General features: G+C 68.7%; 24 protein-coding genes, 1 tRNA gene and 1 riboswitch. Of the genes, 16 read left to right on the forward strand and 9 right to left on the reverse strand.

Annotation, left to right across the window (positions count from 1 at the left end; all coding sequences use genetic code 11):
• Positions 1-23: 23 nt before the first annotated feature.
• Both VEW47_01120 and VEW47_01125 read right to left on the reverse strand, forming a co-directional pair.
• Positions 24-1,481, reverse strand: a complete 1,458-nt coding sequence (locus tag VEW47_01120) for a pitrilysin family protein (protein HYS03768.1) — start codon at positions 1,479-1,481, stop codon at positions 24-26.
• Entirely contained in the window at positions 1,478-2,821 is a 1,344-nt protein-coding gene (locus VEW47_01125) for a pitrilysin family protein (protein HYS03769.1), read from the reverse strand. Before VEW47_01125 ends, VEW47_01120 begins: the two co-directional genes overlap by 4 nt.
• Before the next feature lie 227 nt (positions 2,822-3,048).
• Here VEW47_01125 and VEW47_01130 point away from each other — a divergent pair, with 227 nt between their 5' ends.
• The 7 genes from VEW47_01130 to VEW47_01160 all read left to right on the forward strand — a co-directional run bounded on the left by VEW47_01130 (position 3,049) and on the right by VEW47_01160 (position 8,123).
• A complete protein-coding gene (locus tag VEW47_01130) occupies positions 3,049-3,777 on the forward strand; it encodes a hypothetical protein (protein HYS03770.1) in 729 nt (242 codons plus the stop codon).
• A gap of 58 nt (positions 3,778-3,835) precedes the next feature.
• Positions 3,836-4,234: a hypothetical protein gene (locus tag VEW47_01135; protein ID HYS03771.1), complete on the forward strand. Its 399-nt coding sequence runs from the start codon at positions 3,836-3,838 to the stop codon at positions 4,232-4,234.
• Positions 4,235-4,244: 10 nt separating this feature from the next.
• On the forward strand, positions 4,245-4,673 hold the full coding sequence (locus VEW47_01140) for a hypothetical protein (protein ID HYS03772.1): 429 nt from the start codon (positions 4,245-4,247) through the stop codon (positions 4,671-4,673).
• Positions 4,674-4,702: 29 nt separating this feature from the next.
• Positions 4,703-5,383 carry a hypothetical protein gene (locus tag VEW47_01145; protein HYS03773.1) on the forward strand — a complete coding sequence of 227 codons (681 nt, stop codon included), beginning with the start codon at positions 4,703-4,705 and terminating at the stop codon, positions 5,381-5,383.
• A gap of 25 nt (positions 5,384-5,408) precedes the next feature.
• Positions 5,409-6,332, forward strand: a complete 924-nt coding sequence (cysK, locus tag VEW47_01150) for a cysteine synthase A (protein ID HYS03774.1) — start codon at positions 5,409-5,411, stop codon at positions 6,330-6,332.
• Positions 6,332-7,471, forward strand: coding sequence for a PLP-dependent aspartate aminotransferase family protein (locus VEW47_01155; GenBank protein ID HYS03775.1), 1,140 nt, complete (start codon positions 6,332-6,334; stop codon positions 7,469-7,471). Before cysK ends, VEW47_01155 begins: the two co-directional genes overlap by 1 nt.
• Before the next feature lie 121 nt (positions 7,472-7,592).
• Positions 7,593-8,123, forward strand: a complete 531-nt coding sequence (locus VEW47_01160) for a hypothetical protein (GenBank protein HYS03776.1) — start codon at positions 7,593-7,595, stop codon at positions 8,121-8,123.
• Here the strand turns inward: VEW47_01160 and cutA are convergent.
• Positions 8,117-8,458, reverse strand: a complete 342-nt coding sequence (gene cutA / locus VEW47_01165; GenBank protein ID HYS03777.1) for a divalent-cation tolerance protein CutA — start codon at positions 8,456-8,458, stop codon at positions 8,117-8,119. The genes VEW47_01160 and cutA overlap by 7 nt on opposite strands.
• 39 nt (positions 8,459-8,497) lie before the next feature.
• Between cutA and VEW47_01170 the strand changes: the two genes are divergently transcribed.
• The 5 genes from VEW47_01170 (at position 8,498) to VEW47_01190 (ending at position 14,089) form a co-directional block, all read left to right on the forward strand.
• The gene (locus VEW47_01170) at positions 8,498-9,898 is read left to right on the forward strand and encodes a phosphoglucomutase/phosphomannomutase family protein (protein ID HYS03778.1); all 1,401 of its coding nucleotides are present in this window, start codon (positions 8,498-8,500) and stop codon (positions 9,896-9,898) included.
• A 10-nt stretch (positions 9,899-9,908) separates the two neighbouring features.
• Entirely contained in the window at positions 9,909-11,201 is a 1,293-nt protein-coding gene (gene eno, locus VEW47_01175) for a phosphopyruvate hydratase (GenBank protein HYS03779.1), read from the forward strand.
• Entirely contained in the window at positions 11,198-11,539 is a 342-nt protein-coding gene (locus tag VEW47_01180; protein ID HYS03780.1) for a septum formation initiator family protein, read from the forward strand. The genes eno and VEW47_01180 overlap by 4 nt, the downstream gene beginning before the upstream one ends.
• 87 nt (positions 11,540-11,626) lie before the next feature.
• Positions 11,627-11,703: transfer RNA gene (locus tag VEW47_01185), tRNA-Met, on the forward strand.
• A gap of 124 nt (positions 11,704-11,827) precedes the next feature.
• Positions 11,828-11,958, forward strand: a riboswitch (cyclic di-AMP (ydaO/yuaA leader).
• 31 nt (positions 11,959-11,989) lie between these two features.
• A complete protein-coding gene (locus tag VEW47_01190) occupies positions 11,990-14,089 on the forward strand; it encodes an APC family permease (protein ID HYS03781.1) in 2,100 nt (699 codons plus the stop codon).
• A gap of 15 nt (positions 14,090-14,104) precedes the next feature.
• On the opposite strand, the gene VEW47_01195 is transcribed toward VEW47_01190, so the two are convergent.
• From VEW47_01195 to VEW47_01210, 4 genes are all read right to left on the reverse strand, one after another.
• Complete coding sequence (locus tag VEW47_01195) at positions 14,105-14,716, reverse strand: vitamin B12 dependent-methionine synthase activation domain-containing protein (protein ID HYS03782.1); 612 nt, start codon at positions 14,714-14,716, stop codon at positions 14,105-14,107.
• 31 nt (positions 14,717-14,747) lie between these two features.
• On the reverse strand, positions 14,748-16,214 hold the full coding sequence (locus tag VEW47_01200; protein ID HYS03783.1) for a trimethylamine methyltransferase family protein: 1,467 nt from the start codon (positions 16,212-16,214) through the stop codon (positions 14,748-14,750).
• Positions 16,211-17,125: a homocysteine S-methyltransferase family protein gene (locus VEW47_01205; GenBank protein ID HYS03784.1), complete on the reverse strand. Its 915-nt coding sequence runs from the start codon at positions 17,123-17,125 to the stop codon at positions 16,211-16,213. Before VEW47_01205 ends, VEW47_01200 begins: the two co-directional genes overlap by 4 nt.
• 93 nt (positions 17,126-17,218) lie before the next feature.
• Positions 17,219-18,190 carry a DMT family transporter gene (locus tag VEW47_01210; GenBank protein HYS03785.1) on the reverse strand — a complete coding sequence of 324 codons (972 nt, stop codon included), beginning with the start codon at positions 18,188-18,190 and terminating at the stop codon, positions 17,219-17,221.
• A 38-nt stretch (positions 18,191-18,228) separates the two neighbouring features.
• On the opposite strand from VEW47_01210, the gene VEW47_01215 reads away from it, so the two are divergent.
• On the forward strand, positions 18,229-19,413 hold the full coding sequence (locus VEW47_01215) for an FIST N-terminal domain-containing protein (protein HYS03786.1): 1,185 nt from the start codon (positions 18,229-18,231) through the stop codon (positions 19,411-19,413).
• The gene (locus tag VEW47_01220) at positions 19,410-20,975 is read left to right on the forward strand and encodes a nucleotide excision repair endonuclease (GenBank protein ID HYS03787.1); all 1,566 of its coding nucleotides are present in this window, start codon (positions 19,410-19,412) and stop codon (positions 20,973-20,975) included. The genes VEW47_01215 and VEW47_01220 overlap by 4 nt, the downstream gene beginning before the upstream one ends.
• Before the next feature lie 17 nt (positions 20,976-20,992).
• On the opposite strand, the gene VEW47_01225 is transcribed toward VEW47_01220, so the two are convergent.
• Positions 20,993-22,510 (reverse strand): glycosyltransferase family 39 protein, encoded by a 1,518-nt coding sequence (locus VEW47_01225; protein HYS03788.1) that lies wholly within the window; start codon positions 22,508-22,510, stop codon positions 20,993-20,995.
• Positions 22,511-22,632: 122 nt separating this feature from the next.
• Here VEW47_01225 and VEW47_01230 point away from each other — a divergent pair, with 122 nt between their 5' ends.
• Positions 22,633-23,016: a response regulator gene (locus VEW47_01230; GenBank protein ID HYS03789.1), complete on the forward strand. Its 384-nt coding sequence runs from the start codon at positions 22,633-22,635 to the stop codon at positions 23,014-23,016.
• Positions 23,017-23,124: 108 nt separating this feature from the next.
• Here the strand turns inward: VEW47_01230 and VEW47_01235 are convergent, their stop codons facing one another.
• Positions 23,125-23,598: a hypothetical protein gene (locus VEW47_01235; GenBank protein ID HYS03790.1), complete on the reverse strand. Its 474-nt coding sequence runs from the start codon at positions 23,596-23,598 to the stop codon at positions 23,125-23,127.
• Positions 23,599-23,915: 317 nt separating this feature from the next.
• Here VEW47_01235 and VEW47_01240 point away from each other — a divergent pair, with 317 nt between their 5' ends.
• Positions 23,916-26,720 carry a pitrilysin family protein gene (locus VEW47_01240; protein HYS03791.1) on the forward strand — a complete coding sequence of 935 codons (2,805 nt, stop codon included), beginning with the start codon at positions 23,916-23,918 and terminating at the stop codon, positions 26,718-26,720.
• The last annotated feature ends 25 nt before the right edge of the window (positions 26,721-26,745 follow it).

Genomic DNA, 26,745 nt, shown 5'->3' on the forward strand with positions numbered 1-26,745 from the left:
CCGGTCCTCGGCCGCTCCTCCTTTCAGCGCGCCGGGGTTTCCGCCGGGGGGTTCGCCTCGAGGGCGGACTGCAGGGAACGGACGGTGACCGGGCCGAGCGTCTCGAGATCCTTCTTGAGGACCTGCGCCGGGCCGACCACGACCAGGGCGAGGTCGTCGACCGGCAGCCGGCGCGCGGCGACTCGTTTCACCGCATCGGACGTGACGGCCCGCACACGTTTCTGGTACCCGTTGATGAAGTCGGGTTCGAGCCCGAAGAGCTCGACGTTCAGGATCTCCGCCGCCAGATTGTCCGGGCTCTCGATGCCGAGAGGATACGACCCGGCGAGGTAGCTGCGGGCCTTGTCCAGGTCCTGGTCCGGCAGCTCACCCCCCCGCAGGCGGCGCATCTGATCGAGGGAGAGATTGATCGCCTCGATCACGCTCGCGTTCTTCGAGGCGGTCGAGACGCAGAAGCTCCCTCCCGCGCGCAGGGCGTCCAGCCGGCTGCCGATCGAGTAGGTCAGGCCGCGCTTCACGCGAACCTCGTTCACCAGCCACGAGGTGAATCCCCCCCCGAGGACCGTGTTCCCCACCAGCATCGGGAAGTAATCGGGATCGGCGCGCCTGATCCCGGTGTTCCCGAAGCGCACCTGGCTCTGCGTGGCGTCCGGCTTGTCCACCAGCAGGACCCTGCGGCCGCGCACGGCGGTCACCTCGGGAATCTTCGTCTCCGGGAGGGCGCGCCGCTTCCACGCCGAGAAGTAGCGCTCCGCCCTCAGTACCGCCTGCGCCGCGTCGATGTCCCCGACGATGGCGAGCACGGCGTTGTTGGGCGCGTAACGCGTCTCGTAGAATCCCGCCACGTCGTCGCGGGTGATCGCCTGCACGGAACGCTCCGTCCCGTCCACCGGCCGGCCGTACGGATGGGCCCCGTACAGCCAGGAGGCGAACGCCAGCCGGGCGACGACCCCGGGGTCGTCGAGTCGTCCGACGATGTCCGCCAGAGCGAGTCGTTTATCCTTCTCGAACTCCTCCTGGCGGAAGACCGGATTCTGGACGAGGTCGGCGATCAGGTTGAATCCGATCTCGAGGTCGCGGGTGGCGAACTCTCCGTGCACGAACGAGGCGTCGATCCCCGCCGCGGTATCGATCGAGCCCCCCACGAACTCGACCTCCTCGAAGAACTGGCCGGCCGGGCGGCTCTTCGTGCCCCGCTTCAGGAGACGGGCCGTCAGGGCGGCCGTCCCTTCCTTGCCGGCCGGGTCGGCGGCCGAGCCCGATTTCACCATGAGCCTCAGCTGGACCAGCGGGATGGAATGCCGTTCCAGGACCAGGACCGTCAGGCCGTTCTTGAGAACCATCCTGACGGGGGCCGGCACGCGGAAGCCGGTCGCGCCGCCGGCGGCCGGAGCGGGCGCGGGGGCGGCCGCCAGGAGCATGCATGCGCCGGGGAGGAGGAGGACGAAGGCGGCCCGCGCGAAACGCCGGCGGCCCGTCATGGCCGTGTCTCCCCGTCGGCCTCGGCCGGCACGAGCGTCACGACCGTGCGATTGTCGGGACGCAGGTAGCGGGCCGCCGCCTTCTGGAGGTCGGCCTTGGTCATCGCCTCGTAGCTCTTCAGGACCGTGAACAACCGGGTGTACGCTCCAAAGTACGTCTCGAACATGCCGAGCCGCTCGGCCTTGCCGGCGTTGGTCTTGAGCGCCTTGACCTCCGTCGTGGTGCGGATGTTCCTGGCCTTCTGCAGCGCCGTGTCGGCCACCTCCTGGCGCCCCAGCGACTCCACCTCCGCCGCGAGCGCGCCCTCGAGAGTCCCTATCGCAACCCCCGGCTTGGCCTCGGCGTAGACCACGAACAGCGACGGGTCGATGCGCCAGATGTTCTCCACCTCGACGCGCGTCGCCAGCTCCTTCTCGTACACGAGTTTCCGGGTGAGCACCGACGACTCCCCTTCCCCGAGGACGATCTGCAGGAGGTCGAGCGCGAACACGTCGTCGGCCGAGGTCGCCGGCACGTGGTACGCCAGGGCGACGGCCGGCAGCTGCGCCGCGCGCTTCAGCACGGCCCGGCGTTCACCCTGCTGCTCGGGCTCGTCGCGGATCACGGCGGGCGGCGCGGGCTGCGCTGTGATCGAGCCGTACGCCTTGCTGATGAGGGCGATCGCGCGGTCCGGCTTGAAGTCTCCGACCAGGATGAGGGTGGCGTTGTTGGGCGTGTAATGGACGCGGAAGTACTCGTCGCAGTCCTTCACGGTGATCGCGTCGAGATCGGCCGGCCAGCCGATCACCGGCCACCGGTACGGGTGGGCCAGATACGCCGCCCCCCCCAGAAGCTCGAACATCGATCCTGCGATGTCGTTGTCGGTCGTCAGGCGGCGCTCTTCCTTCACGACCTCCCTCTCCCGCTTGAGACTCTCGTCGGTGAGCGCGAGGCCGGCCATCCGGTCCGCTTCCAGATCGACCACCGTGTCGAGCGACTCGGACGGGAAGTTCTCGTAATACACGGTGATGTCCTCGGTGGTGTAGGCGTTGCTGGCCCCCCCCTTCGACTCGAGGGTGCGGTCGAACACCTCGGGGCCGTATTTCTTCGTTCCGTTGAACATCATGTGCTCGAACAAGTGGGAGATGCCGGTCCGGCCCGGACGCTCGTCGCGCGAGCCGACGCGGAAGAACGTGTAATAGCTCATCGCCGGAACGGAGTGGTCCTCGAGGGTCAGAACCTTGAGCCCGTTGTCGAGGCGGTACGGCACGACGTTGAACCGGATCTCCTGCGCGAAACCGGGCGCCGCCGAGGCAGCCAGGATCCCTGCCAGTGCAGTGGAACGAAAGAGAGGCGTCATCGGGACCTCGGGGAGCCCGCCGCACACCCGGGACCGCGCGGTGGAGTCGAAGGAGCCCGGCCGTGTGACGCGCCGCCGGGTTCCCGGGCGGCGGATTATAGCAAAGTGCGAGGACGCGCTGCCTCTTCACCGCGCCCGGGCGCCCGTGGCCGCGGAGTTTCCTTGCCGGAGGCCCGGCGCCCCGGTATACTCCCGGGATTGCAGGGCATGGGAGGCCCGATCGCGGAATGTTTCAAACTTGGACACGCCGGAGGACGACCTCGACGCCTCCCCTCTCCGGCCCGCCGTTCACACGGCTCTGCGCCGCAACCCTCTTCGTCGCGCTCCTCATGCCCGCCTGCGGCGGCCACAACAAGACCGAGAACCGCATCCGGCCGGTCGAAGCGAGGCTCACGATCGTCCCGTTCCCCGGAACGCCCGACCCGGCGGTCTTCCTCGAGGGAACATCGGCGATGGGCGACCTGGTCACGATGGACGTCAAGATGCACAACGGCACCGGCACTCCGATCGATTTCGACGCGTACACGCTCGAGTTCCACTTCGATCCGCTCCTCGTGAACGTGAGCGACGTCTTCGCCGTCAACCCGTCCGTCCTCGGCCAGTGCTGCTTCCCGAACTCTCCGACCTGCTCCAGCTGTGATCCGCTGTGCTCGGTCAATGCCGACGCCGACACGACCGGCGTCCTGCTCCTCGGGGTCGCCGCCCTTCCCAACTGCCCCACCGCCAGCGTCAACAGCGACACGACGCTCCTGACTCTCGGGTTCACCGCCGCCACCACGATCCCGGGCCCGCCGGTCCCCCCGAACGATCCCAACGCCGCCCCGGGCCGCATCAGCCTCATCTCGGGCGCCGGATCCGGAGATTGTGAGATACTTCAGAACGTGATGGAAGTCTTGGTCAGCGGTCAGCCGATCCGGTGCGTGGACGGGAGCGCATACATCACGGCATCCCGCTAATCCGGATCACGGAATCGTCATCGTCGCACCGCTTCTGACCTTCGCAGCGGAGGCTCGGATGGAAGACAAGGTCGTGGCCCATTTCAAGGACGGCAAGACCCAGCGTGGCTACACGCAGGATTTCCGACCGGACGGCGAATTGTTCCACCTCCTGCCCAGCGAGGGGGGTGGCATCCCGACGACCATCCGGCTCGATGACCTGAAGGCGCTGTTCTACGTGAGGGATTACGGCTCCGCGCGCCGTCAGGTCGACCGGGCCAAGCGCTTCGGCGTCCAGGCGCCGCAGGGGCAGAAGACGATCGTCGAGTTCAAGGATGGCGAGAGGCTCTGGGGGTTCACGGAGGAGTACTCCGCCAACCACCGGGGTTTCTACTTCATCCCGGCGGATCCCCAGGAGAATAACACACGCATCTTCATCGTCAACTCGTCCGTGAAGCAGATCCAGTTCCAGGACTGAGAGGAGACCCATGCGCCACATGAATCTCCGGCTCGCCGGCGCCGTGCTCGTGCTGGCCGCCTTCGTTCCGGCCGCCCTGGCGGACACCAACTCCGGCCGCTACAAGTTCGAGGGCAACAAGTGGCTGTCGCTCGACCTCGCGGTCGGCGACGTGCGCGTGGAGACCATCCGCTTCGAGTGGCCGGCCACGCTTCTGCGCGTCAAGACCGGTTACAAGGCCACCGTCAAGGTGGCCAATGGCTCGTCCCGGCAGGCCGGTGTCGGTCTGGCGGTCGCGATCTACGACAAGGACGCCAAGCTGATCGGCGTCGGATCGGCCGGCACGACGCTCGGCACGATCGATCCCGGCAGCAACGCGCAGTTCACCATCGACTTCAAGGATGTCACGGCCCGTCTGGAGCAGGCGGACCAGTTCCATATCGCGCTCGAGACCCGGTAGCTCGATCCACCCGGAAGAGGAGGCTGTCCATGAGCGAGTGTCGAATCGCACGACCACGACCCCTGACCGCCGCTCGTTTCGTGGCCGCGCTCGCGGTCGCTCTCGCCGCGTCGGTCGTTTCCGCCCGCGCCGGCGTGTTCTACGACGCGACGCTGGACCTGGGGTTGCGCGACGACGCCCGCATCTTTCTCAACGTCACGAACGACTACTTTGCCCCGCCCCCGGCGATCGCGGTGGACGTGCTGCAGCGCTGCCCCGACCCCGTCAACGACTACCCTGTCATCCAGCTGCTGGCGCGGACCTCGAGGAGATCTCCCCAGGACATCCTGAGACTGCGGCTCGACCGCGAATCCTGGTCGGACATCATGTTCCGCCTGAACATTTCCCCGGCGGTCCTGTTCGCCGGTCTCGACCGGGACCCCGGTCCCCCGTACGGCAAGGCGTGGGGTTACTGGCGCAAGCACCCGCGCGGCGAGAGGTTCGAGATACGCGACCGGGACGTTTACGAGCTGGCGAAGCTGCAGGTCGCGGCCGGCTACCACCACGTCAGACCGTACACGATCATCACCGAGCGCAACCGGGGGATCACCGTCGAGCAGTACGTCGCGGAAAGGAATCGCGGCAGGTACCACTCCCGCGACCGGGGCCCGGAGAAGTCGAAGGGACACGACAAGCCCAAGGGACACGGTCACCCGCACGACAACAACTGAGACTCACTGACTCCCCGTGTCCAGGCTGCAAGTCTGCGAATCGGCCCTCGACCTCATCGGTGAAACGCCGATCCTGCACCTGCGCTCGTTCGACCGGCCGGGGGCCGCTTCCCTGTTCGCGAAGCTCGAGCTCCTGAACCCGGGGAGCAGCGTCAAGGACCGGGCGGCCCTGGGGATGATCCTCGACGCCGAGAAGCGCGGCCGTCTGCGGCCGGGCGCGACGATCGTCGAGCCGACCGCCGGGAACACCGGGATCGGCCTGGCGCTGGTCGGCGCTCTGCGGGGCTACCCGGTCGTGCTCGTCGTGCCGCAGAAATACAGCCGCGAGAAGAAGCAGCTGATGCAGGCCCTGGGCGCGAAGCTCGTCGAGATCCCCACCGAGGACGGCATGCCGGGGGCGGTCAAGCGCGCCCAGGAGATCGTGGCGGCAACGCCCGGCGCCTTCCTGCCGCAGCAGTTCGAGAACCCCGCGAACCCCGAGATCCATTACCGCACGACGGGCCGGGAGATCTGGCAGCAGATGCAGGGCAAGATCGACGCCCTCGTCCTCGGTGCGGGGACCGGCGGGACGTTCACCGGGGTGACGCGCTACGTCAAGGAGCGCAACCCCGGCGTGCGCGCCGTCCTGGTCGAATCGGAGGGGTCGGTTCTGGGGGGAGGAACGGCCGCCCCGCACAAGGTCGAGGGGATCGGCAACTCGTTCTTCCCGAAAATCCTCGAGCGCGATCTGATCGACGAAGTGGTGGCGGTCACCGACCGCGATGCCTTCGCCACGGTGCGTCTCCTGGCGCGGCGCGAGGGTCTTCTGGTCGGAGGCTCCTCCGGGGCCGCGGCGTTCGCCGCGGCGCGCGTCGCCGAGCAGATCGGCCCGGGACGCAAGATCGTGACACTCTTCTCCGACGGCTCGGAGCGCTACCTGAGCCAGGGGATCTACGACGAGGTGACCTGATGGGATTCGCCACGGACGCCATCCACGCGGGTGTCGTGCCCGACCCCTCGACGGGCTCGGTCATGACTCCGATCTACCAGACCTCCACGTACGTCTACGAATCGCCCGGCCGGAGCACCGGATACGACTACGCGCGGACGATCAACCCGACCCGCTCGGCCCTGGAAGCCAACCTGCAGACCCTGGAGGGAGGCCGGGCAGCCTACGCGTTCGCCTCCGGCATGGCGGCGATCAGCGCGGTGATGACCCTGGTGAAGTCCGGCGACCACGTCGTGGTGAGCCAGAACGTCTACGGAGGCACCTACCGGCTGTTCGCCCGCGTCCTCGAGGACTACGGTCTCACCTTCTCCTACGTGGACACCTCCAGGACGGACGCCGTCGAGGGCGCGATCCGGAAGAACACCCGCATGGTGTACGTGGAGACCCCGACCAACCCGATGATGATCCTCACCGACATCGCGCAGATCGCGGCGATGTGCCGCGCGCGCGGGCTCGTGAGCGTGGTGGACAACACCTTCCTGACGCCCTGCCTGCAGCGGCCGATCGATCTCGGAGCCGACATCGTCGTTCACAGCACGACGAAGTACATCAACGGCCACTCGGACAGCGTCGGGGGCGCCGTGATCCTGGCGCGGGACGAGCACGCCGAGCGCATCAAGTTCGTGCAGAACTCGGTGGGCGCCATCCTCTCCCCCTTCGACTCCTGGCTGGTGCTGCGCGGCATCAAGACGCTTCCCCTGCGCATGCGCGCGCACGACGAGAACGGCCAGAAGGTGGCCCGCTTCCTCGAGTCCCACGCGAAGGTCGAGCGCGTCCTCTACCCCGGGCTGCCCTCCCACCCGCAGCACGATCTGGCGCGCCGGCAGACGCGCGGATTCGGCGGCATGATCTCCTTCTACCTGAAATCGGACCAGGCCGCGGCGCGCTTCTTCACGCCTCTCCGCCTCTGCGCCCTGGCCGAGAGTCTCGGAGGGATCGAGACGCTGATCTGCCAGCCGAGCACCATGACGCACGCCTCCGTCCCGGCGGAGGACCGGCGCCGTCTCGGGCTGACCGACTCCCTCGTGCGCATCTCCGTCGGCTGCGAGGACGTCGACGACATCCTCGCCGACCTCGATCGCGGTCTCGCCGCCGCATAGGGCCACCCGGTTGCCCCGCCTCGGAGAGGCACTTGCTGCGGGGGGCGGCGGCCGCTAGAATGTCGAGCCGGCACGCGCCTTCATGGCGCGCCCCGCCCGGACGTTCCGGAGGAGATCGACGATGAGACGAACCATTCTGTTATTCGCCCTGATCCTCGCGGCGTTCAGTGGGCCGCTTCTCGCACAGGAAGAGCCTCCGCTCTTCGAGAATCCGCCCCCCTCGAAGCAGCCCGCACCATCACCCACGCCGCCGTGCCCCCCGTCCGGGGCTGCCCTGGGGCTGAAGCCGCCCCGACCGGACGTCACGCTCTGGCAGGCGATGGTCCCGCGTGAACGGGAAACCTACGTGGAAATCGGTGTCGGCATCATGAGCGCTCTTGCTGAGAGTCTGCGGAAAGAGGTCACCAACGCCAAGAGCATGCCGCGTGAAGACGTGACCGCGCTGATTCGCTTCGCGAACCTCTTCGCACCGCGGCGCGCGCCGGGGATGTATCTGAAGGAGATGGAAAAGATCTACATGACCGAGGAAGGACAGAAGCTCTTGATGGCGGAGTGCTTCTACAAGGCGTTCGAGCGTGCGAATGTCCCGGCGGCGCTGTCGACGCCCCCGCAGGCCGCGAAGACACCCGAGCAAAAGCCGCCGGATCAGTAGTTTTCGCGGCCGCCCTTGACCACGCTGGCGATCCAGTTCAACGCGTTCTTGTCGCCGTCGTCGACCGACACGGCGAGGATCTCGGGGAGCTCGTAGGAATGCAGTTCCTTCACCGTCTTTTTCACGTCCTCGAGGAGCGGCTGCGTCGTCTTGACGATCATCAGGTGCTCGTTCTCCGAGGCGATCTTTCCCTTCCAGCGGTAGACGGAGCGGATCATCGGCACGACGTTCACGCAGGCCGCTTCCTCGCGCTCCACCAGCGCCTGGGCGATCTCGACGGCTTCCTTTTCGGTTGAGGCTGTGCAGAAAACCAGGATGACGGAGGGCTCGCTCACGCCATCGATTATAGTGGCCGCCTGCAGGGGGAGTCAAGGTTGGGAGCGCTGATCCGCTTCGGCACGTCGGGCTGGCGGGCGGTGATCGCCGAGGAATTCACCGTCGCCAACGTGCGGCGCGTGGCCTCCGCGATCGCCACCGGCCTGCTTGCGGATGGCGCGGCCGGGAGGGGCGTCTTCGTCGGCTTCGACACGCGCTTCCTGTCCGACCGGTTCGCGAAAGAAGCGGCCGACGTCCTGGCGGCGCGCGGCATCGCGGTCCTCCTCTCCCCTGCCCCGGTGCCGACCCCCGCGATCGCCCTCGCCATCGTCGGCGGCCGGCGCGCCGGCGGGATCAACATCACCGCGAGCCACAATCCTCCCGAATACAACGGCCTGAAATTCTCCACCGCCGACGGCGCTCCCGCCCGGCCCGAGGTGACGCGGGAGATCGAGGCGCGGGTCAATTCGGAGGACGCTGGCGCAGGCGGCCGGGCGCCGGCCGCCGCCCGGATCCGCGAGCTCGACATGCGCCCCGCCTACTTCCGCCAGATCGGCCGGCTGGTGCGACTCGACGCGGTCCGCCGGGGGCGCCTCACGCTGGGTCTCGATCCCCGGCATGGCGCGTCGATCGCCTACCTCGGCGGCCTGGCCCGAACCGCGGCGCGGACCGTCGCCGCGATCCACGACACCGCCGATCCCCGCTTCGGCGGCACGGGACCGGACTGCGGCGAGGAACAGCTCAGACCGCTCGCCCGCCTGGTGCGCTCGCGACGGTTGCACCTAGGCCTCGCGACCGACGGCGACGGCGACCGCTTCGGCATCATCGATCGGGGCGGTGTGTTCGTCCCTCCCAACCTGTTCCTGGCGGTCCTGGCCGACTATCTGCTGACGGAGAGACGGATGCCGGGCGGAATCGGCCGGTCCGTCGCCACCACGCACCTGCTCGACGCCATCTGCGCCCACCACGGGAGGAAGCTCTACGAGACGCCGGTCGGGTTCAAGTACCTCGGCGAGTACCTGACGTCGCGCCGCGCCTTCCTGGTGTGCGAGGAGAGCGCCGGTCTCAGCGTGCGCGGCCACGTCCCCGAGAAGGACGGTATTCTGGCGGGGCTCCTCGCCGCCGAGATGGTTGCGGCGCGCCGCCGGTCGATCCGGGACCAGGTGCGCGACCTGTTCAAGAAGGTCGGGCCGCTCCACAGCCGCCGCATCGACTATCATATCGACGCCGCGGCACGGGAGCGCCTGGCGCGGAGGCTCGAGGACGTACCGTCCTCATTCGCCGGACGCCGCGTCGCGAGTCTGAACACCAGCGACGGCCGCAAGATGATCTTCACCGACGGATCCTGGATCCTGTTCAGGCCCTCGGGCACCGAGCCGCTGGTGCGGTGCTACGCCGAAGCGCGCACGCCGAAGGCGCTGGGATCGTTGCTGGCGGCGGGGCGGGCTCTTCTCACCTGAGGCCAGCCGGATGGCGTACATCAGCGACGTGAAGGCGCGCGAGATCCTCGACTCCCGGGGCAACCCGACGGTCGAGGTGGACGTCCATCTCGACGACGGCACCTTCGGCCGGGCCGCGGTCCCGTCGGGCGCCTCCACCGGCTCGCGCGAGGCCCTGGAGCTGCGCGACGGCGACGCCGCGCGCTTCCGCGGCAAGGGTGTGCTGCGCGCCGTCGACAACGTCGTCAAGATCCTCGCCCCCGCCGTGCGCGATCTCGATCCCGTGGCGCAGGAGGCGGTCGACGCCCGCCTGCGCGAGACCGACGGCACCAAAGACTCCTCGCGGCTCGGCGCCAACGCCCTCCTGGGCGTCTCGCTGGCGGCCGCGCGCGCCGCCGCCGCCGCGCGCCGGCTGCCGCTGTACCGTCACCTCGGCGGCGACGGGGCCCGCGACCTGCCGGTGCCGCTCTTCAACATCCTCAACGGCGGCGCGCACGCGGACAACAATGTCGACATCCAGGAATTCATGGTCGTCCCGGTCGGGGCGCACACGTTCCGGGAGGCGCTGCGCATGGGCGCGGAGATCTTCCACGCCCTGCGGGACATCCTGCGCAAGCGGGGCCTGCGCACGGGGGGCGGCGACGAAGGGGGCTGGGCCCCGGACCTGAAGAGCAACGCCGACGCGGTCGACGCCGTCGTCGCCGCCATCGAGGCCGCCGGCTACAAGCCCGGCGAGCAGGTCGGTATCGCCCTCGACGTCGCGGCGACTGAGCTGCGCAAGGACGGGGCGTATCGGCTCCCCGGCGAGAGCCCCCAGCAGCGCACCGCCGAGCAGCTCGTGGCGTTCTACGCCGACCTGGTCCGCCGACAGCCGGTCCTGTCGATCGAGGACGGCATGGCCGAGGACGACTGGGAGGGCTGGGGGCTCCTCACCCGCTCTCTGGGAGACGCGGTGCAGCTCGTGGGCGACGACATCTTCGTGACGAACGTGGCGATCATCCGGGAGGGGATCGAGAAGAAGGTGGCCAACTCCGTGCTGATCAAGCCGAACCAGATCGGCACGCTCACCGAGACCCTGCGCGCCATCGCCACGGCCCGCTCCGCCGGCTACAGCACGGTCCTGTCGCACCGCTCCGGCGAGACCGAGGACACCTTCATCGCCGACCTGGCCGTGGCGCTCAACCTCGGTCAGATCAAGACCGGAGCGCCGGCGCGCGGCGAGCGCGTGGCCAAGTACAACCAGCTCCTGCGCATCGAGGAGGATCTCGGGAGTCGCGCGCGCTATCCCGGACGCGCCGCCCTGGCGCGCGGCGGTCATCGATGAAAAGCGCGACCCAGGCCCCACCGGTCGACCTGCGCCGCAAGGCCCTCCTCGTCCTGTTCTGGTTCATCGCCCTGTCCCTCGCGTTCAACTCCCTGTTCGGGGACATGGGGCTCATCCAGGGACACCGGCAGCGGGTCCTCCTTGCACGGTTGCGTGAGGAGGTGAAGACGCTCCACCAGACGAACGACCATCTCGCCGCCGACATCGGGGATCTCCGGCACGACCCATACCGAATCGAGCAGATCGCCCGCGAGGAGTTCGGTCTCACGCGCCCCGGCGAAATCCTGTTCCTGTTCCAGGAGCCGGAGGCAGGGGCGACGCCTTCCCCGCCGCGCTGATCTTCCGGTCGCTGCGTCTCAGAAACCCGCCGTCCCCTGCTTCGATTGACAGCGCCGGAGACGGCCGCCTATAATGCGGTCTCCTGACGCGGGGTGGAGCAGCCTGGTAGCTCGTTGGGCTCATAACCCAAAGGTCGCGAGTTCAAATCTCGCCCCCGCCACCAATCAAACAAGATGTTTCCGAAGGGAGTGGCTGCGGCCACTCCCTTTTTAATGTCCGGGCCGCTGCGGCCGGTTCCTGAGCCGTTCGCGCCTCCCTTGACAGGAGCGTCCCGGAAGCGTAGATAACGAGCCCCGTAGCCGAATCCTCCCTCCCGGGAGGAGCGGGGGACCCAGGATAGAGGGGCGGAGCGCGCGAGCGCCGGGGACCTTCACCCTCGAGCCCGTCAGCTAACCTCGCAGGCTTGGTGAGGGAGGCGCCAGCGGACCGCGCCCCCCGCGGAGGCCTGGATGGCCAAGGAACCTCGGATACCGATCGATCCGTTCGAGCAGCCCTCCCCGGTCGGGCGCCTGTGGCGCAGGCTGTTCGGTGCGCCCCGCGACGTCCAGGACCCGAGCATCTTCCACAAGATCTCCCTGATGGCCTTCCTGGCCTGGATCGGCCTGGGGGCGGACGGCCTGTCCTCCTCCGCCTACGGTCCCGCGGAGGCGTTCAAGAACCTGCTGGTGAGAAACCCCTCGACCGGAGCGCTGGAAGGCCAGTGGTACCTGGCGATCTTCCTGGCGCTGGCGACGGTCATCACCGTGTTCGTGATCTCGTACGCCTACAGCCGCGTCATCGAGCAGTTCCCGCACGGCGGGGGCGGTTACGTGGTGGCCACCAAGCTGCTCGGTCCGCGGGCCGGTGTGGTGTCGGGGTGCGCCCTCCTGGTCGATTACGTCCTGACGATCACCGTGTCGGTCGCGGCCGGCGGGGACGCGATCTTCGACCTGCTCCCGCGCGCGCTGCGCGCCAATTTCGATCTGAAGATCGTCTGCGAGCTCGTCGTGCTGGCGGCGCTCCTGATCATGAACCTGCGCGGCGTGAAGGAATCGGTCGAAGCGGTGATGCCGGTCTTTCTGGTGTTCGTGGTCACCCACCTGATCCTGATCCTCCTGGGGATCGGCAGCCACCTCGGACGGGTCCCGGAGGTCGTGGGGCAGGTGTCCGATGGGCTGGGCGCGGGCTGGCGCACGTTCGGGATCTGGGGTCTCCTGGCGATCTTCATCCGGGCCTTCGCGCTCGGCGGCGGCACCTTCACGGGGATCGAGGCGGTGTCGAACGGAATCGCCATCATGCGCGAGCCGAAGGTGGCGACCGGGCGCCGGACGATGCTCTACATGGCGACCTCGCTGGCCTTCACCGCCGGCGGCATCCTGGTCTGCTACCTGCTGTTCGACGTGCAGGGCTTCTTCTCCCTGCCGGCGGCCGAGCAGGTCGGCAAGACGCTCAACGGTGTCCTGGCGGAGCGGTTCGCGGCCGGATGGATGCCCGGCGGCCTTCCCCTCGGCTGGATCTTCGTCAAGCTGACCATCGCGTCGGAGGCCGCCCTGCTGTTCGTCGCGGCCCAGACCGGCTTCATCGACGGGCCGCGCGTCATGTCCAACATGGCCGTCGACTCCTGGCTCCCCCACCGCTTCGCCTCGTTGTCGGACCGGCTGACGACCAAGGACGGTGTTCTCCTGATGGGCTTTTCGGCGATGGCGCTCCTGCTCCTGACGCGCGGGAGCGTCGATGTCCTCGTCGTGATGTACTCGGTCAACGTCTTCGCGACCTTCTCGCTCACCGAGATGGGGATGTGCCGTTTCTGGTTCAGCGGGCGGCGCGAGCAGGAGAACTGGGTCCGTCACATCTCGGTCCACGTTCTCGGCCTCGTGCTCTGCCTGACGATCCTCTCCATCATGGTCGTCGAGAAATTCGGGGAGGGGGCGTGGAAGACGCTTGTGATCACCTGCGTCCTTGTCGTGGGGTGCGTCTGGGTCCGGGCGCACTACCGGTCGGTCGAGGGCCAGGTCCGCCTGCTCGATCGCGATCTGCTCGATCTCCCGCCCGCCGACCGCCCCGGCGGCGAGCCCGATCCGTCCAAGCCGACGGCCGTCCTCCTGGTGAGGGATTTCGGCGGCGTCGGGATCCACCTGCTCCTGCTGGTTCAGAAGATGTTCCCGGGCTTTTTCAAGAACGTCATCTTCGTGTCGGTCGCCGTGATCGATTCGGGTCATTTCAAGGGGAAGGAGGAGATCAGCGCGCTGCGCGACCAGGTAGAGGAGTCGCTCGCGAAATATGTCGAGCTGGCGCGCCGGATCGGCTGGAACGCCGCCTCGGCCACCACCGTGACGACCGACCCGGTCGACGGCATCTATCGCGTCTGCGTCAACCTGGCGAAGAAGTACCGGCGGGTCATGTTCTTCGGCGGCAAGCTGATCTGGAAGCGGGAGAGCTGGTGGCAGCGCATCCTGCACAACGAGACGGCCTACCAGGTCCAGAGGCGCCTGCAGTGGAAGGGGCTGGCGATGACGGTCCTGCCGCTGCGCACGGGAGACGAGGCGCCGGGCGCCGAGGTCCCGTCCTAGGAAAAAGGCCGCGGCTCAGCGTCCGCCGATCACCCCGGAGATGGACTTGGCCGGGAGCATCAGAAAGTCCTCGGTGATGGTGATGCCGATCCGCGCGGCGTCGAGGAGCGCGTGCAGCGGCTTCTGGCTCTCGAGCGACCAGTCCCCGTAGCCGGGGGCGTAACGTTTGGTGGCCGTGAGCCCTTCCTCGGCCAGGAGGCTTGCGGCCACGGTCTCCACCTCGAGGCCGAGCGCGATGGCGGCGCTGCTGGCGAACGCGTCGGCCAGGAGACCGCGGGTCATCTGCCCTTCCTGCATGAGACCCTGGCACCAGGTCTCGACCTCGGCGCCGATGGTGGCCGCGAACAGGACCGCCCTGCGGCAGCCGCGCAGGCGCTCGTGCAGCGACCGGCTGGCCGCGCGCAATGCTCCGCCGACGAGGCTGACGTCCGGCTCCCGGGTTTCCGTGTCGAACACGCCGTAGATGGCCCGCGGCCTGAGGAGGGCGCGCCCCGCCTCCATGATTTCGTCGATGAGGCGCGCCGTCCGCTCCGGGACCTGCGCCGGCCGGCGGTAGCCGAGACGCAGAAGGACCATCGGGCGGGAGACTTCCACGGGCAGCGGATCGGACACGCGGATCTGGGACATGGCCGAGGGTCTCGCGGGGGGCCGGTGATGGTCAGCCGGCCAGGGCCGGCAGCGTCTCCATGCCGAACTCCCGCGCCTCGCGCAGGACCACCGCGTCGAGCGCGCGCACCGTCTCCTCCGGCAGGCGGAACGGCTCTTTCGCGAGCAGGTCCTTCACGACGGCGCCGGCGCGCTCGTAGTCGGTAGGCCCGCCGCCCCCCTGCCGGGCCGAGGCGCGGTCGACGACCTTGCCGGGCATGTAGCACTCCTCGCGGAACAGCTTCAGCGTCGTCGGATGGCCGAGGAAGTGCCCCTGCTTCACCGCCTCCGGGAGAAAGTCGAGGGCCATCTTCTCGTGACGATGACGGATCCCGTCGATCATCCGGTAGGCCATGCCGCACAGCTCGTTGTCGATCACGAGCTTCTCGAGGCTCTGGCAGGTGATGAAGTCGAGGATGCCGACGCCCGAGACGATGTTCACTCCGGCGAGGGCGGCCAGGATGACGCCCGTGCCGGTCTCGTACCCCGCCTGCGCGTCCACCCGCTTCGAGTCGGACAGACCCATGTAGGAATGGATCGGGAACCCGAACCGCTTGCCGATCTGCGCGTAGGCGCAGTCGATCATGTAGGTCTCGAGACATCCGAACGGCGTCTGCCCGGCGCGCATGTCCATGAGGCACGGCGCCCCGCCGTACACCACCGGCGCCCCCGCGCGCACCGCCTGCGCCAGCGCGATGCCGGCGAGGTTCTCGGCCGTGTGCACGACCAGCGTCCCGGACAGGGTGACCGGGCCGGTCGCCCCGGTCAGCGGCACGGAGATGATCTCGGACGGCAGGTTGTAACGGGCGCACTGCATGATGCTCTCGGAGGTCAGGACGCTCCAGCGCAGCGGGGAGGACGGGCAGGCGTCGAAGATCGCCATCGGCTTCTCGCTCGCCGCCTTTTCGGAGCCGCGCACGATCGTCATGAGCTCGAGCATGGCCGGGAACGACTCTTCGCGGAACAGGCCGGTGATCAGGGGCTTGTTGCAGTTCTGCACCAGCAGATAGAGGCGGAAGAAGTCGGACACCTCGTTCGGCACGTCGTGCGGGACCAGGGACGTCGAGGCGGCGCGGATGTTGCCGAGCTGGTGCACGAGACGCGCCAGCCGCACGAAGTCGGACGAGGTGGAGGCGTGCGTCGTCCCGTCGGCCTCCAGCATCTTGATGGCCGCGGAGCCCGGGTCGTAGGTGACGTTGTCGCCACCGACCTCGATCGACGCGTCCCCGGTGATGTTCCAGATCCTGAAGCTCTTCGGCGCCGTCTTGATCGCCTTCTCGATGAAGTCGCGGCTCAGGTAGGCGCGCTCGTTCGCAGCGTCGATGCGCTGACCGTGCTCCCCGAGCAGGGCCAGCGCCTTCGGGTGCTCGAACTGCAGACCGATCTCGCTCAGGACCTCGAACGCCTCGTCGATGATGCGGTCGATGAACTCCTCGGATAGCATCTGGACCCGTGGCCGGAAGGTGGACAGGAGACTCACGGCGCCCCCTCTCCGCTGACGGCGCCCCGGGCGGGCGGCTCGAGCGCCCGCCGCACGCCGGCGATGAACTCCGGCGTCGTGCCGCAGCAGCCCCCGAAGATGTTCACCCCCAGCCCGGCGATCGTCCTGGCATCGGTCACGAACTCCTCGACCGTCTGCTTGTAGACCATGGTCTCCTTCTCGAGCATCGGCTTGCCCCGGTTCGGCTGCACGATCACCGGGAGATCGGTGTTGTCCCGCAGGATGCGGGCCAGCTCGATGAACACCGGGCTGCCGTGCGAACAGTTGCTGCCGACGATGTCGGCGCCGTTGTCCTTGAGGACCGCAAGACAGTGGGGCACGGTCTCCCCCATCAGCGTGTAGAAGCCGCGCGGGTTCTTGTCGAACGTCATGCAGACCGACACCGGCAGGTCGGAGATCTTGCGGCTCGCCCGCAGGGCGCACAGCGCCTCCTCGAGCGAGTACATCGTCTCGATCGAGATGAGATCGACGCCCCCCTCCACGAGCCCCTGGATCTGCGCCTCGAAGGAGGCGTCGAACTCCTCTCTCGTGTACTCCCCCATCGGCTTCATGAACTTGCCGATCGGTCCGACGTCGCCGGCGGCGTAGCACCCCTCGGGGCAGACCGCCCGCAGCCTCTTCGCCGCCAGGGAGTTGGCCTCGTAGGTGCGGTCCTGCAGGTCGCGCTCCGACAGCTTGATCGGGGTGCCGCCGAAGGTGTTGGTCTGCACCACGTCCGACCCCGCGTCGTAGTAGGCGCGGTACACCGATTCGACCGTCTCCGGTTTCTCCCAGTTCCACACCTCCGGTGACTCGCCGTCGAGAAGCCCCGCCGCGAACAGCATCGTCCCCATGCCGCCGTCGTAAAGCACCAGGCGTTCCTTCACCCGCTTGCGGAAATCCGGCTTCATCCTCTCCATCCCGACATGTGAAACATCGTGGGCGCCGAGCGGATATTGTAGCGCAGCCCGCGCCGCGCCGTGAAGCGCTCTGTCCGTCACCGCTTACTCCACGGCCGCTTCCGGCTGGGACGGAAGGGGCGCGTCCACCGGTCCGACGCGCTCGAACTCCTCCGACGTCGAGGCCAGGACGAACGCCGCTCCGATGATGAGCGCGGCGCCGGCCCACTGCGCCCCGCGCAGCCTCTCGCCGAGGACGATCGCCGCCAGGAGGATCGTGCCGATCGGCTCGAAGGTGCTGAGGACGGAGGCGGCCTGCGGCCCGACCCTCTTCAGCCCGGCCACGAACAGGACGAAGCCGAAGACGGTCGCCGACAGGACGATTCCGAGCACGCTACCCCAGGCCGCGGCACCGCGCGGCACCAGAAAACCGCCGCCCCGGATCAGGGTCGCGGCGGTGAACGCGAGGGCCGCGCCCGTGATGATGTACGCCCCCGAGACCGCTCCGGGAATTCCGGGTGTCAGGCGATGCATCCAGATCAGGAAGGCGGCGTACCAGAACCCCGAGAGGGTCGCGAGGAGGGCGCCGCGCGCGTCCACCGCTGCGTCGATCGGCCCCGCGCACAGCCAGGTTCCGAGAAGCGCCAGCGCGATGGCCAGAAGACGCGAGCTCCTCGGGCGGCGGCGCGTGATCCCCCACAGCATCAGGGCCAGGAAGGCCGGGCAGGTGTAGAGGAGCACTTCCGTCAGGCTCGCAGGGATGCGCTGCAGGGCCATGAAGAAGAGCACAGATTGTCCCGAGAAGCCCAGGACGCCCCAGGCGATCAATCCCGCCACCCGCGTCCGCGGCACCCGTACGAGCGCCCGCCGGCACGAAGCCGTCAGCAGGACCCAGACCCACAGAATGACCGCCCCCAGCGCGAATCGCGTGGCGAGGAGCGGCAGCAGCGGCAGACCCAGCGCGAGGGCGAGCTTGCCGAAGATGGAGAGCATCGAGTAGCAGAACGCCGAGGCGATCACCAGAGCCATACCGTAGAGTCCCGGTGGCCGGGAGCGGCTCTCATCGATGGAGGTCACGGCCGCATTATACCGGCCGGGCGTGATAGATTTTGGCGGTGGCGATCGACGCGGGCGTGGGACTGTCGACCGAAGTGCACTCCGCCGGGGCGGCGCGCGCCGCCGCCCGCCAGGCGCTCGAGCGCAGCGGCGCCCCGTCCGCCGACTGGGCGGTGGTGTTCATCACGTCGGCGCACCGGCCGCACTTCGCGGCGATGCTGGCGGAAACCCAGAAAACGCTCGGGACCGATTTCGTGGCCGGCTGCAGCGCCTGGGGGGTGCTGACAGGAACGGAGGAGGTGGAAGGACGCCCGGCGGTCGCCGTCCTGGCGGTGCGATCCGACGGTCTCACGGCCTCGACCTTTCTCGCCACGCTCGGCGAGGATGAGCCGGAGGGTGCCGCCCGCGAAATCGCCCGGCAGGTGAAGGCTCCACGCGACGGCCTCCTCGTCCTTCTGCCCGACACGTCCGCGACGCGGCCCGACCACCTGCTGCACGAGATCGGCCGCCTCCTCCCGGGGTGCGAAGCCGTCGGAGCCGCATCCTCCGGCGACCCGGCGGTCGCCGGCACGTTTCAGTTCTACGGTCGAAACGTGGCCAGCAAGGCGCTGACGGGGCTGTACCTCGCGGGCGACCTGCGCCGCAGCATCGGGATCACGCAGGGATGCCAGCCGCTCGGCCCGCCCGCACGGATCACCGCCGGCGACGGCAACGTCATTCTCGAGTTGGACGGACGTCCGGCGCTCGAGGTGCTGCGCTCGCGCCTGCCGGGACCTCTGGCGGATTCCCTGGACCGGCTCGGGGGGCACCTGTCCGTGGGCCTGCCACCCGATCCCCTGCAGGAGGAGATCCTGCCCGGCGAGTACCTGGTGCGGCAGCTGCTGGGGATCGACGAAGGGCGCGGAGCCCTTGTCGTGGCGGCCACTGTACGCTCCGGCGAGCCGCTCTTTATCGTCCTGCGCGAGGGACAGGCCGCGCGGCAGGACCTGAAGGAGATGCTGCAGAGGATCGCCCCCTCCACCCGTGGCGCGGCGCGCTTCGGCTTCTACTTCAACTGCGCGGCGCGCGGCTCGTCGCTCTACGGCATGCCCGGGATCGACACGGCCTTCATCTCGTCCGCCCTCGGCGACCTGCCGATCATCGGCTTCTTCGGGAACGCCGAGATCGCACCGCTGCGCGGCCTGAACCGGCTGTTCACGTACACCGGCGTCCTGGCGCTCATCGGCGAGGGGGCCGCGGGATGAAGATTCCCGCAATCCAGAATGACATCGTCACGCACCTCAGGACCCTGGGGCGCCCGGAGACGAGCCGGGCGCTTGCAACCCGCTTCCTGCGCATCCAGCACACCGACGAAGAGACCTGCCGGCGGCTGCTCGCCCCGTTCCTCGCGACCGTGCCCGGAGTCGTGCACCGGCCGGAGGAGGGGTGGTCCCTGACACAGGAGGCTCCGCGCTCGGTCCCTCCGGGAGGCGAAGCCGGCGACGCCGCCGTCCTGAACGAGCCGGCGCGGGACGGCGGACGATCGCTTCTGGATTTCGTGGCGTTCGCGTCCGAGGGGATGGGCCCCGCCGGGAGCGGAGCCCTCGCCGTCGTCAGCCTCCTGCCGGTCGTGGCGGGCGAGGAGTGCCAGGAGGAGATGTTCCCCGACTGGGGACTCGACGACGATGCGTCTCCGCCGGACGCGCGGGTCGCGGGCGGGCTCAGCCCCGCCGTGCTGGAAGAACTGATCCAGACGATCGGCGACCTGCCGGTCGTCTGTCATCGCCTGACGCGCGAGGTCGAGCCGCTGCGGCGACTCTGCGCCGAGGCGGGACTCGCGTTCCATGCGCCGGTCATCTCCGCCGCGAAACTCGGACACCTGCTGCTGGGGTTGAAGGCCAATCACGCCGCAGCGGACCTGGCGCAGGCCCTCGGTGTCGAAACGAGGGGGCCGGACGACTGCCGGGGCCGGGCGCGGATCGTGGCGGCGTCCTTCCTGCGCCTGGCGCCCCTTCTCGAGGAGCGCGGCATCGACTCCCCTGCCGCCGTCCTGGAGTACCAGGACATGCCGGCGGCACCGCTCGATCTGTCCGGCTACTCCTTCACCGCCGAGGACCTGAAGGGATTGCCGGCCGGCCCCGGCGCCTACCGCTTCCTCGACCGCGAGGGGCGCGTGCTGTACGTGGGCAAGGCCAAGAACCTGCGTGTCCGTGTCGGCTCGTACTTCACCCCTTCGGCGCGGGGGACCGCCAAGGGACGCGCCATCCTGGACCAGGTACACGCTCTGCGGATCGACGCGGTCGCATCGGAGCTGGAGGCGAACCTCCTGGAGGCGGCGCTGATCGCCGAACACCGTCCCGCCCTCAACCGCCAGTTCGACGTGCACGAGCGGCCGGCGCCGTACGGCCCACGACTCAACCTGATCGTCGTTCTGAGGGACGCCGCCGGCGCGGCCCCGGGAGGTCCGACCTGCACCTTCCACGTGCTGCGCGGCGGCCGCTACGTCGCGCGAATCGGGGGCGTCCTGCCCGACGCCGCTCCCTCCGCGGCCACCTGGACCAGGGCGCGGGCGCTCATCGCCTCTCTCTACTTCCCGGAATCGTCGGAGGGCGGACGGGAGACGACGGCGGCGTCTGCGAAAGCGGCGGGTCACGACGACGGAGTGGACATCGACTGGCAGCTCGTCGCGTCGTTCCTGAGAAAGTACCACGACGCGATCAACTTCCTCGACGTGGACGAGTGCGCCTCCCCCGGCGAGGCCGAAGCACGTCTGCGTGTTCTGGCGGTGTCCGCGCTCGAGTCTCCCGGCCGCACTCTGGCGCGCTGATCGCCCCGGACGGGCTCTCAGTTGACGCGGTAGACCGGACTCTCGGGGGAGACTCCCCCGTCCCGCACCTCGGTGACCGCCGCGCCCGGATTCAGCCTCCTGATCAGGTCGACGATCCGGTCGTCCCTCTGGATGAAAGCCACCAGGGCCGGTCTGCCGTTGAGCACGAGACGCGGCGTGTCCTTCGATCCGAGTACGGCGGGTGGACTGTCGCGCATCTCGAACAGATAGACCTGCGCCTCCACCGGATGGCCGTACGCGGGGAAGCCGCTGCCGTTGGCGACGAGGAGGAGGTCCGTTCCCGCTGGGGACGCGATCAGGACGCGCGCCGCCTGGCGGTACGCCGCGTCGTGGTCGAGGGCGACTCGGGGGTCGTTCCCCCAGACCACGAAATAGCGGTAACCGGTCCAGCAGCCGATCAGAGCGACGGCGAGGACTGCGGTCGCCGCAGGGAGGCGGGGGCCCGAGCGCCGCAGCATCAGGCTGTAAAGGGAATCCAGCGCGATCCCCCCCAGGAGGGCCACGGCCGGCAGGACGCCGCAGCTCCGCAGTCCGTGCGGGACCCCCTCGACCGACAGGAGGTTCGGCAGGAGCATCACCGGCACCCAGGCGAGAAGCAGGAAGGCGATCGGTCTCGATTTCCCGCGAGCGACCAGGACGATACCGGCGAGAAACAACAGACCGGTGATCGGGTCGAGCATCGGCGCGCCGCTCAGGTTGTGCCGGCGGTTGTCGTCGCCGTGAACGTGGAACATCAGGAGCGTGGCCTCGAGATTGCGCTCCAGATAGGCCGGTACGTCGCTGCCCGGAACCTTGGAGCTGAAGACCGACAGGACGCGTCGCGGGTAGGTGAAATGCTCGGGATGATGCAGGTAGTGCAGCAGCATCGGCCCGGCCACGACGATCGCCGCCGCGACGAACAGGCCGAACTTCCGGAGCATGACGCCCCAGGCGCCTGAGGCCCGGGCCTGGGCGATGACATACGGAGGCAGGACGAACGGGGCGAAGCGGATCGATGGATAGACGTGCGCGCCGAGACCGAACAGAGCCCCCCCGAGAAGAAGTCGCCGGAGGCTGTGACCGGATCGGAGCCCCTCGACCAGGAAGGCGGCGGCATGGACCATGAGGCACGGCAGGAGGACCGCCCGGAATCCGCTGCGACTCAGGAGGACGTGCCAGAACGACACCGCGAGCAGCGCCGCGCCGAACAGACCGGCGCGCTCCCGATCGAAGGCGCGCCCCAGCCTGAGCACACCCCAGCAGGTCAAAACACCGAACAGCGCGCCGGGGGCGCGCACTGCCCAATCGGACGCCCCCAGCAAGAGAAACACCAGGCCCATCAGGTCGGCGTAGAGCCCTTCGTCATAGGTGAAATGGAGGCGGGGATGCCCCGCGGCGGCGCGCAAGGCGTCCGTGGCAGTGAGCGCCACGTCCCGGTAGTGCGCGGGGGGCAGGTCCGAAAGAGCGTGGAATCGGAGGAACGCCGCCGCGGACAGGACCAGGATGAGCGGAGCGTGGCGTCTCAGGAAAGCCATCCCGGCGATTATAGCGTCCGGAATGCCAAAGCCTTGACGCGGCATGGAGCGCCGCCGACCTTGCGTTCCGCCTTGCTCTTCCTATATTTAGCTCAGTCGGCCAGTCGAGGCCCTGGAGAGACATGCCACCCTCAGCGAAAATCCTTCTCGTGGACGACGACGCCACCGTCCTAGACCTCGTACGCGAGACCCTCGAAGGGTGCGGCTACACGATCGACACCGTCACGAACAGCCAGGACGCCATCTCCCGGGTCAAGGACGGCGGGTATTCGATGATCATTCTCGATCTCCTGCTGCCCGACATGAACGGATTCATCCTGGCGCAGGAGATCAAGCGGATCGACCCGAGTCTCTCCGACCGAATCCTGTTCATCTCCGGCATCCTGTTCGGCCAGAGCACGGTCGACCACCTCGGCTCGGTCGGCGCAGGCTTTCTCAGCAAGCCCTTCCAGCTCGAATCCCTGATCGACGCCGTCGACAAGATCGCCAAGCGGCGCGTCGCCTGACGCGGAGAGGCCTCGAAACGGACAACGCCACGGGCGGTGTCGCGTCCGCCCGTGGCGTCTTCCCGTGGAGGAGGGAGCTCCCCGTTCAGCCCCAGATGACCATCGACTTCACCTTGTCTCGATCTCGACGCCGGCTCGGAGCGCGTCGTGCACCAGCGTCTCCATCTGGTGATCGAGAATTGCGATCCTCTTCTCGAGTTCCAGGATGAGGGGCGCCACCCTGGTGCGGTACCCGAGACGCGGCTCGAACGATCGCGTGTCTCCGGCGAAGGCCGATTCGGAGAAGTCCACGCGCTTCAGCTCCAGATCCAGCTCGAAGGCGAGCGAATCGCGGCCCTGTCTCAGGCTGCGGTAGTCGTCTTCGTACCGCGCGATCGTATAGTCCGACGGTGCTATGGCTACGAAGCGCGGCAGCGTCGCGGCCGGCTCCTTCTGCATGGCCAGGGGGGGAAGCCGTCTGAGGTCTTGGTTCGTGTAGGCCCCCGGAACGTCGATCTTGGAGAGATCCGCGTTCGTGTAGAGCTGCTGACCGAACGCGAGGACGGGCCAGACGAGGCCCGCCAGAACAACGGACACTTTCATCACGTCCTCCCGATGCGCCCGGCCGGGACGACGGAACGCGAGGCGCGTCCGTTGGCTCTTCCCGGCCGGCCGGACCCAACCCGAATGGGGCCGGCTTTGAGCTGCGGCGCTGAGTGCCGGTCATATACGGCGAGACCGGGGCTCCGGCAACGGGATTTTTCATCGAACGATCTGCATGAACACCGCACCCCGCCTTACTTCCACGGCAGCGTCAATTATCCGCCGCGGACGCAAGGGGACGCGGCGGACCGCACTCGCTCATTGAAAGCACGGCGATCGGCCGCTATAATGCCCGCCTCTTCGGAGCCGCCCGACCCATGAAGCGAAGCGCGAATGGACTCCTCCCCGGAATGCTCGCGGCCGTCGTCGCGACGTCCGTGTCCGTCGTCGCCCTCCTCGCCGCTCCGGGGGTGCCCGAGACGAAGAGACTCGCCAACGGCATGCCGGTGATCGTCCTCGAGGACCACACGCTCCCCCTGGTCTCGGTGAGCCTGTGGGTGCACGCCGGCAGCAAGGACGAGATCGAGACCTCCGCGGGGTACGCGCACTTCCTCGAGCACCTCGTGCAGCGCGGCACTGACACCGCCGGTCCGTCCGAGTACCAGAGACTGGCGCACCGCTGGGGCGGAGCCGTCTCGGTCCGGGCCAACTATGACCGCACCTCCATCACAGCCACAGGCGTCTCCTCGGCCCTGGACCCGATGGTGGACGCCGTCGCCGCGATGGCGCTGCGGGCGAAACTCGGTGACAAGGAGATCGATCAGGAGCTCGGAATGCTGTCGCAGGAGGTCCACAATTATTACGACGAGCCGTCCTCCGTGGCGTTTCTCGAGAGCATGCGGGCGGCCTTCCCGAATCATCCGTACCGCTTCCCCCCGCTCGGCAGCCTCAAGACGATCGGCACCCTGAAGCACGATCCCCTGGCCGCCTTTTACAAGAACCTCTACGTGCCGAACAACATGGCCCTGGTCCTGGCGGGGGATCTGGACCCCGTGCGGGCGCGGGAGCTGGCCGAGCGGGCCTTCGGCAAGGCCCCCGCGAGCGCCACGCTGCCCGGCAAGCCGCGTCCTCTCACGGGATTCGCGGGGCACGACGACAAGGAGAAGCCCCTCGAGGTGAACGAGCCGTGGACCACGCTGACCTTCGTGGGTCCCGGTTACAGGCACCCGGATCGCCCGGCGTTCGAAATCCTGGCCAGGTTTCTGGGGGAGGCCGGCGGCTCGCCGATCGCGCACGCCCTGGTACGAGACAGGACCGGTTCATCGGCTCAGGTCACTTTCTACCGGCTGGAGGACGCGGGCGTCCTCTACGTGGGAACGATCCCCGCGTCACCCGAGACCTCCTACGCCGCCGCCACCACCGCGCTCGGTGAAATCACCGCCCTCAAGAAGAGCGGCCTGAAGGATGACGAGGTCAAGGCCCAGATCCAGCGGTTCCTGAAGGAGGAGCGGCAGAAGGCGGAGCGCCTGGACGGTCTGTCGGAGTCGATGGGCGAGGCGGCGCTCTTCGGCGGCGTACGTTACTACTGGGACCTTCCCGACGTGTACGGGCGCCTCACCGCGGCCGATGTGAACCGCGTCGCCGCGAAATACCTGGTGGCCGAGAACCTGCGTATCGTCGTGATCGTCCCCAAGAAGAGCGGCCCCCTCGCCGAGGCGGAAAAGACGCGCTTCCACGCGGCGCTCGACACGCTCGGCGGCATGGCCAAGGATGCGCCACCCCCTGGTTTCGAGGCCCGGTTGTACGTCGGGGATGACGCCGCGCGCGTCCACGACACAGCGTGGGGAGACCCGCGCGACGCCCGCGCTCCGAGGCCACCCGTCAAATTCCCGATCGACGGCGGTCCCACCCTCGTCGTGCAGGAGGACCACCGGCGTTCCCTGGCGGCGGTGTCGCTGCAGCTCCCCGCCGGATCGGCCGACGACCCGCCGGGGAAGGAAGGTCTGGCGTACCTGGCCGGGCGCGTGCTGTCCCCCGCGCCGACGCTCCCGGCGCAGGGGGAGGCCGTGCGCTCCGGCGGAAGGCTCGTGCTCCTGCCGGACATCCAGGTGTCGCGTGACCTCACCGAGGTGCGCTTCCTTGCGTCGCCCGCCGATCTGCGACCGGCGTTGTCCGCCCTCGCCGTCTCGATCCTGAAGCCGGTGGTCTCCGACGCCGAATTCGATGCGCTGCGGACGGGGACGAGGGAGGCGCTGGAACGGGCCGGGAACGATCCCTCGTTCGTGAGCCTGGACCTGTTCCGGGAGAAGGTGTACGCGGGCCACCCTTACGCGCACGCCTCCGTCGGCACGGCGTCGGGCCTGGCGGCCGTGACCCGGGCCGACATCGAGACCTTTCTGAAGACGTCTCTCCGTCCGGACGGGGCGGTCCTGGCGGTCGCGGGGGATGTGGATCCCGAAGAGATCCGGAGAATGTTTGCGGATCTGTTCGGGTCGTGGAGGAACCCGGACCCGGGGCCGTCCCGCAAGGAGAAGCGGCCGGCACCCTCCGCTGCTCCGACGGATGCGGCCGCTTCGCCGGCCTCGGAAGCGCCGGCCGCGGGGGAACCGAAGCGAGCCGCCGGAATCCGTTCCACCGCCGGCGAATTCACCCGCCTCCTGACCTCGTCCCAGAGCAGTGTTCTGATCGGCGTGCCGGGTGTGGCGATCTCCGACCCCGATTTCGACGATTTGCGCCTCCTGGGGGCGGGTCTCACCATCCTGGCGTTCGAGGACATCGTGTTCAAGAGACGCGCCGCGTTCTCGGCCACCGCGATCCCGGAAGCGCTGCGCCGGGGAGGCTCGTTCGCGCTCGCGGTGGTCGCACAGACCTCCCGGCGGGACGAGGCGATGTTCGATCTGCAGCGCCTCATGCGCAGTCTGGCGGTGAGCACCCTGGAGCAGAAGGACGTGGACGATTTCGCCCGGGTCGAGACGGGGCGCGAGGCGACGGGGCTTCAGGGAGTCCTCGCCCTGGCCAGCGCGCTCTCCTACCGCTCGGTCAACGGGCTCGGAGCCCTCTCCGCCCAGAACGGTCTCTGGTCGCGGTCCGCGCCTCCGCCCGATCACGTGAAGGATCTGGCCGCCCGCTACCTGAAGCCGGAGTCGTGGATCGTGATCCAGGTCGGGCCGCTCTCACCCTGAGACGTGTCCCGACCCTGACGTACTC

The sequence above is a fragment of the Candidatus Dormiibacterota bacterium genome (genome assembly GCA_035635555.1).
Taxonomy (GTDB): domain Bacteria; phylum Acidobacteriota; class Polarisedimenticolia; order Gp22-AA2; family Gp22-AA2; genus Gp22-AA3.

What these genes read in the sequence shown, in the direction of transcription:
- eno (HYS03779.1), top strand. Translation starts at nt 9,909, where the DNA reads ATGGCGTACATCAGCGACGTGAAGGCGCGCGAGATCCTCGACTCCCGG.
- VEW47_01230 (HYS03789.1), top strand. Translation starts at nt 22,633, where the DNA reads ATGCCACCCTCAGCGAAAATCCTTCTCGTGGACGACGACGCCACCGTC.
- VEW47_01140 (HYS03772.1), top strand. Translation starts at nt 4,245, where the DNA reads ATGCGCCACATGAATCTCCGGCTCGCCGGCGCCGTGCTCGTGCTGGCC.
- VEW47_01195 (HYS03782.1), bottom strand. Translation starts at nt 14,716, where the DNA reads ATGTCCCAGATCCGCGTGTCCGATCCGCTGCCCGTGGAAGTCTCCCGC.
- VEW47_01155 (HYS03775.1), top strand. Translation starts at nt 6,332, where the DNA reads ATGGGATTCGCCACGGACGCCATCCACGCGGGTGTCGTGCCCGACCCC.
- VEW47_01235 (HYS03790.1), bottom strand. Translation starts at nt 23,598, where the DNA reads ATGAAAGTGTCCGTTGTTCTGGCGGGCCTCGTCTGGCCCGTCCTCGCG.
- VEW47_01205 (HYS03784.1), bottom strand. Translation starts at nt 17,125, where the DNA reads ATGAAGCCGGATTTCCGCAAGCGGGTGAAGGAACGCCTGGTGCTTTAC.
- VEW47_01220 (HYS03787.1), top strand. Translation starts at nt 19,410, where the DNA reads ATGAAGATTCCCGCAATCCAGAATGACATCGTCACGCACCTCAGGACC.
- VEW47_01130 (HYS03770.1), top strand. Translation starts at nt 3,049, where the DNA reads ATGTTTCAAACTTGGACACGCCGGAGGACGACCTCGACGCCTCCCCTC.
- VEW47_01160 (HYS03776.1), top strand. Translation starts at nt 7,593, where the DNA reads ATGAGACGAACCATTCTGTTATTCGCCCTGATCCTCGCGGCGTTCAGT.
- VEW47_01180 (HYS03780.1), top strand. Translation starts at nt 11,198, where the DNA reads ATGAAAAGCGCGACCCAGGCCCCACCGGTCGACCTGCGCCGCAAGGCC.
- VEW47_01190 (HYS03781.1), top strand. Translation starts at nt 11,990, where the DNA reads ATGGCCAAGGAACCTCGGATACCGATCGATCCGTTCGAGCAGCCCTCC.
- VEW47_01120 (HYS03768.1), bottom strand. Translation starts at nt 1,481, where the DNA reads ATGACGGGCCGCCGGCGTTTCGCGCGGGCCGCCTTCGTCCTCCTCCTC.
- VEW47_01145 (HYS03773.1), top strand. Translation starts at nt 4,703, where the DNA reads ATGAGCGAGTGTCGAATCGCACGACCACGACCCCTGACCGCCGCTCGT.
- VEW47_01135 (HYS03771.1), top strand. Translation starts at nt 3,836, where the DNA reads ATGGAAGACAAGGTCGTGGCCCATTTCAAGGACGGCAAGACCCAGCGT.
- VEW47_01125 (HYS03769.1), bottom strand. Translation starts at nt 2,821, where the DNA reads ATGACGCCTCTCTTTCGTTCCACTGCACTGGCAGGGATCCTGGCTGCC.
- VEW47_01225 (HYS03788.1), bottom strand. Translation starts at nt 22,510, where the DNA reads ATGGCTTTCCTGAGACGCCACGCTCCGCTCATCCTGGTCCTGTCCGCG.
- VEW47_01240 (HYS03791.1), top strand. Translation starts at nt 23,916, where the DNA reads ATGAAGCGAAGCGCGAATGGACTCCTCCCCGGAATGCTCGCGGCCGTC.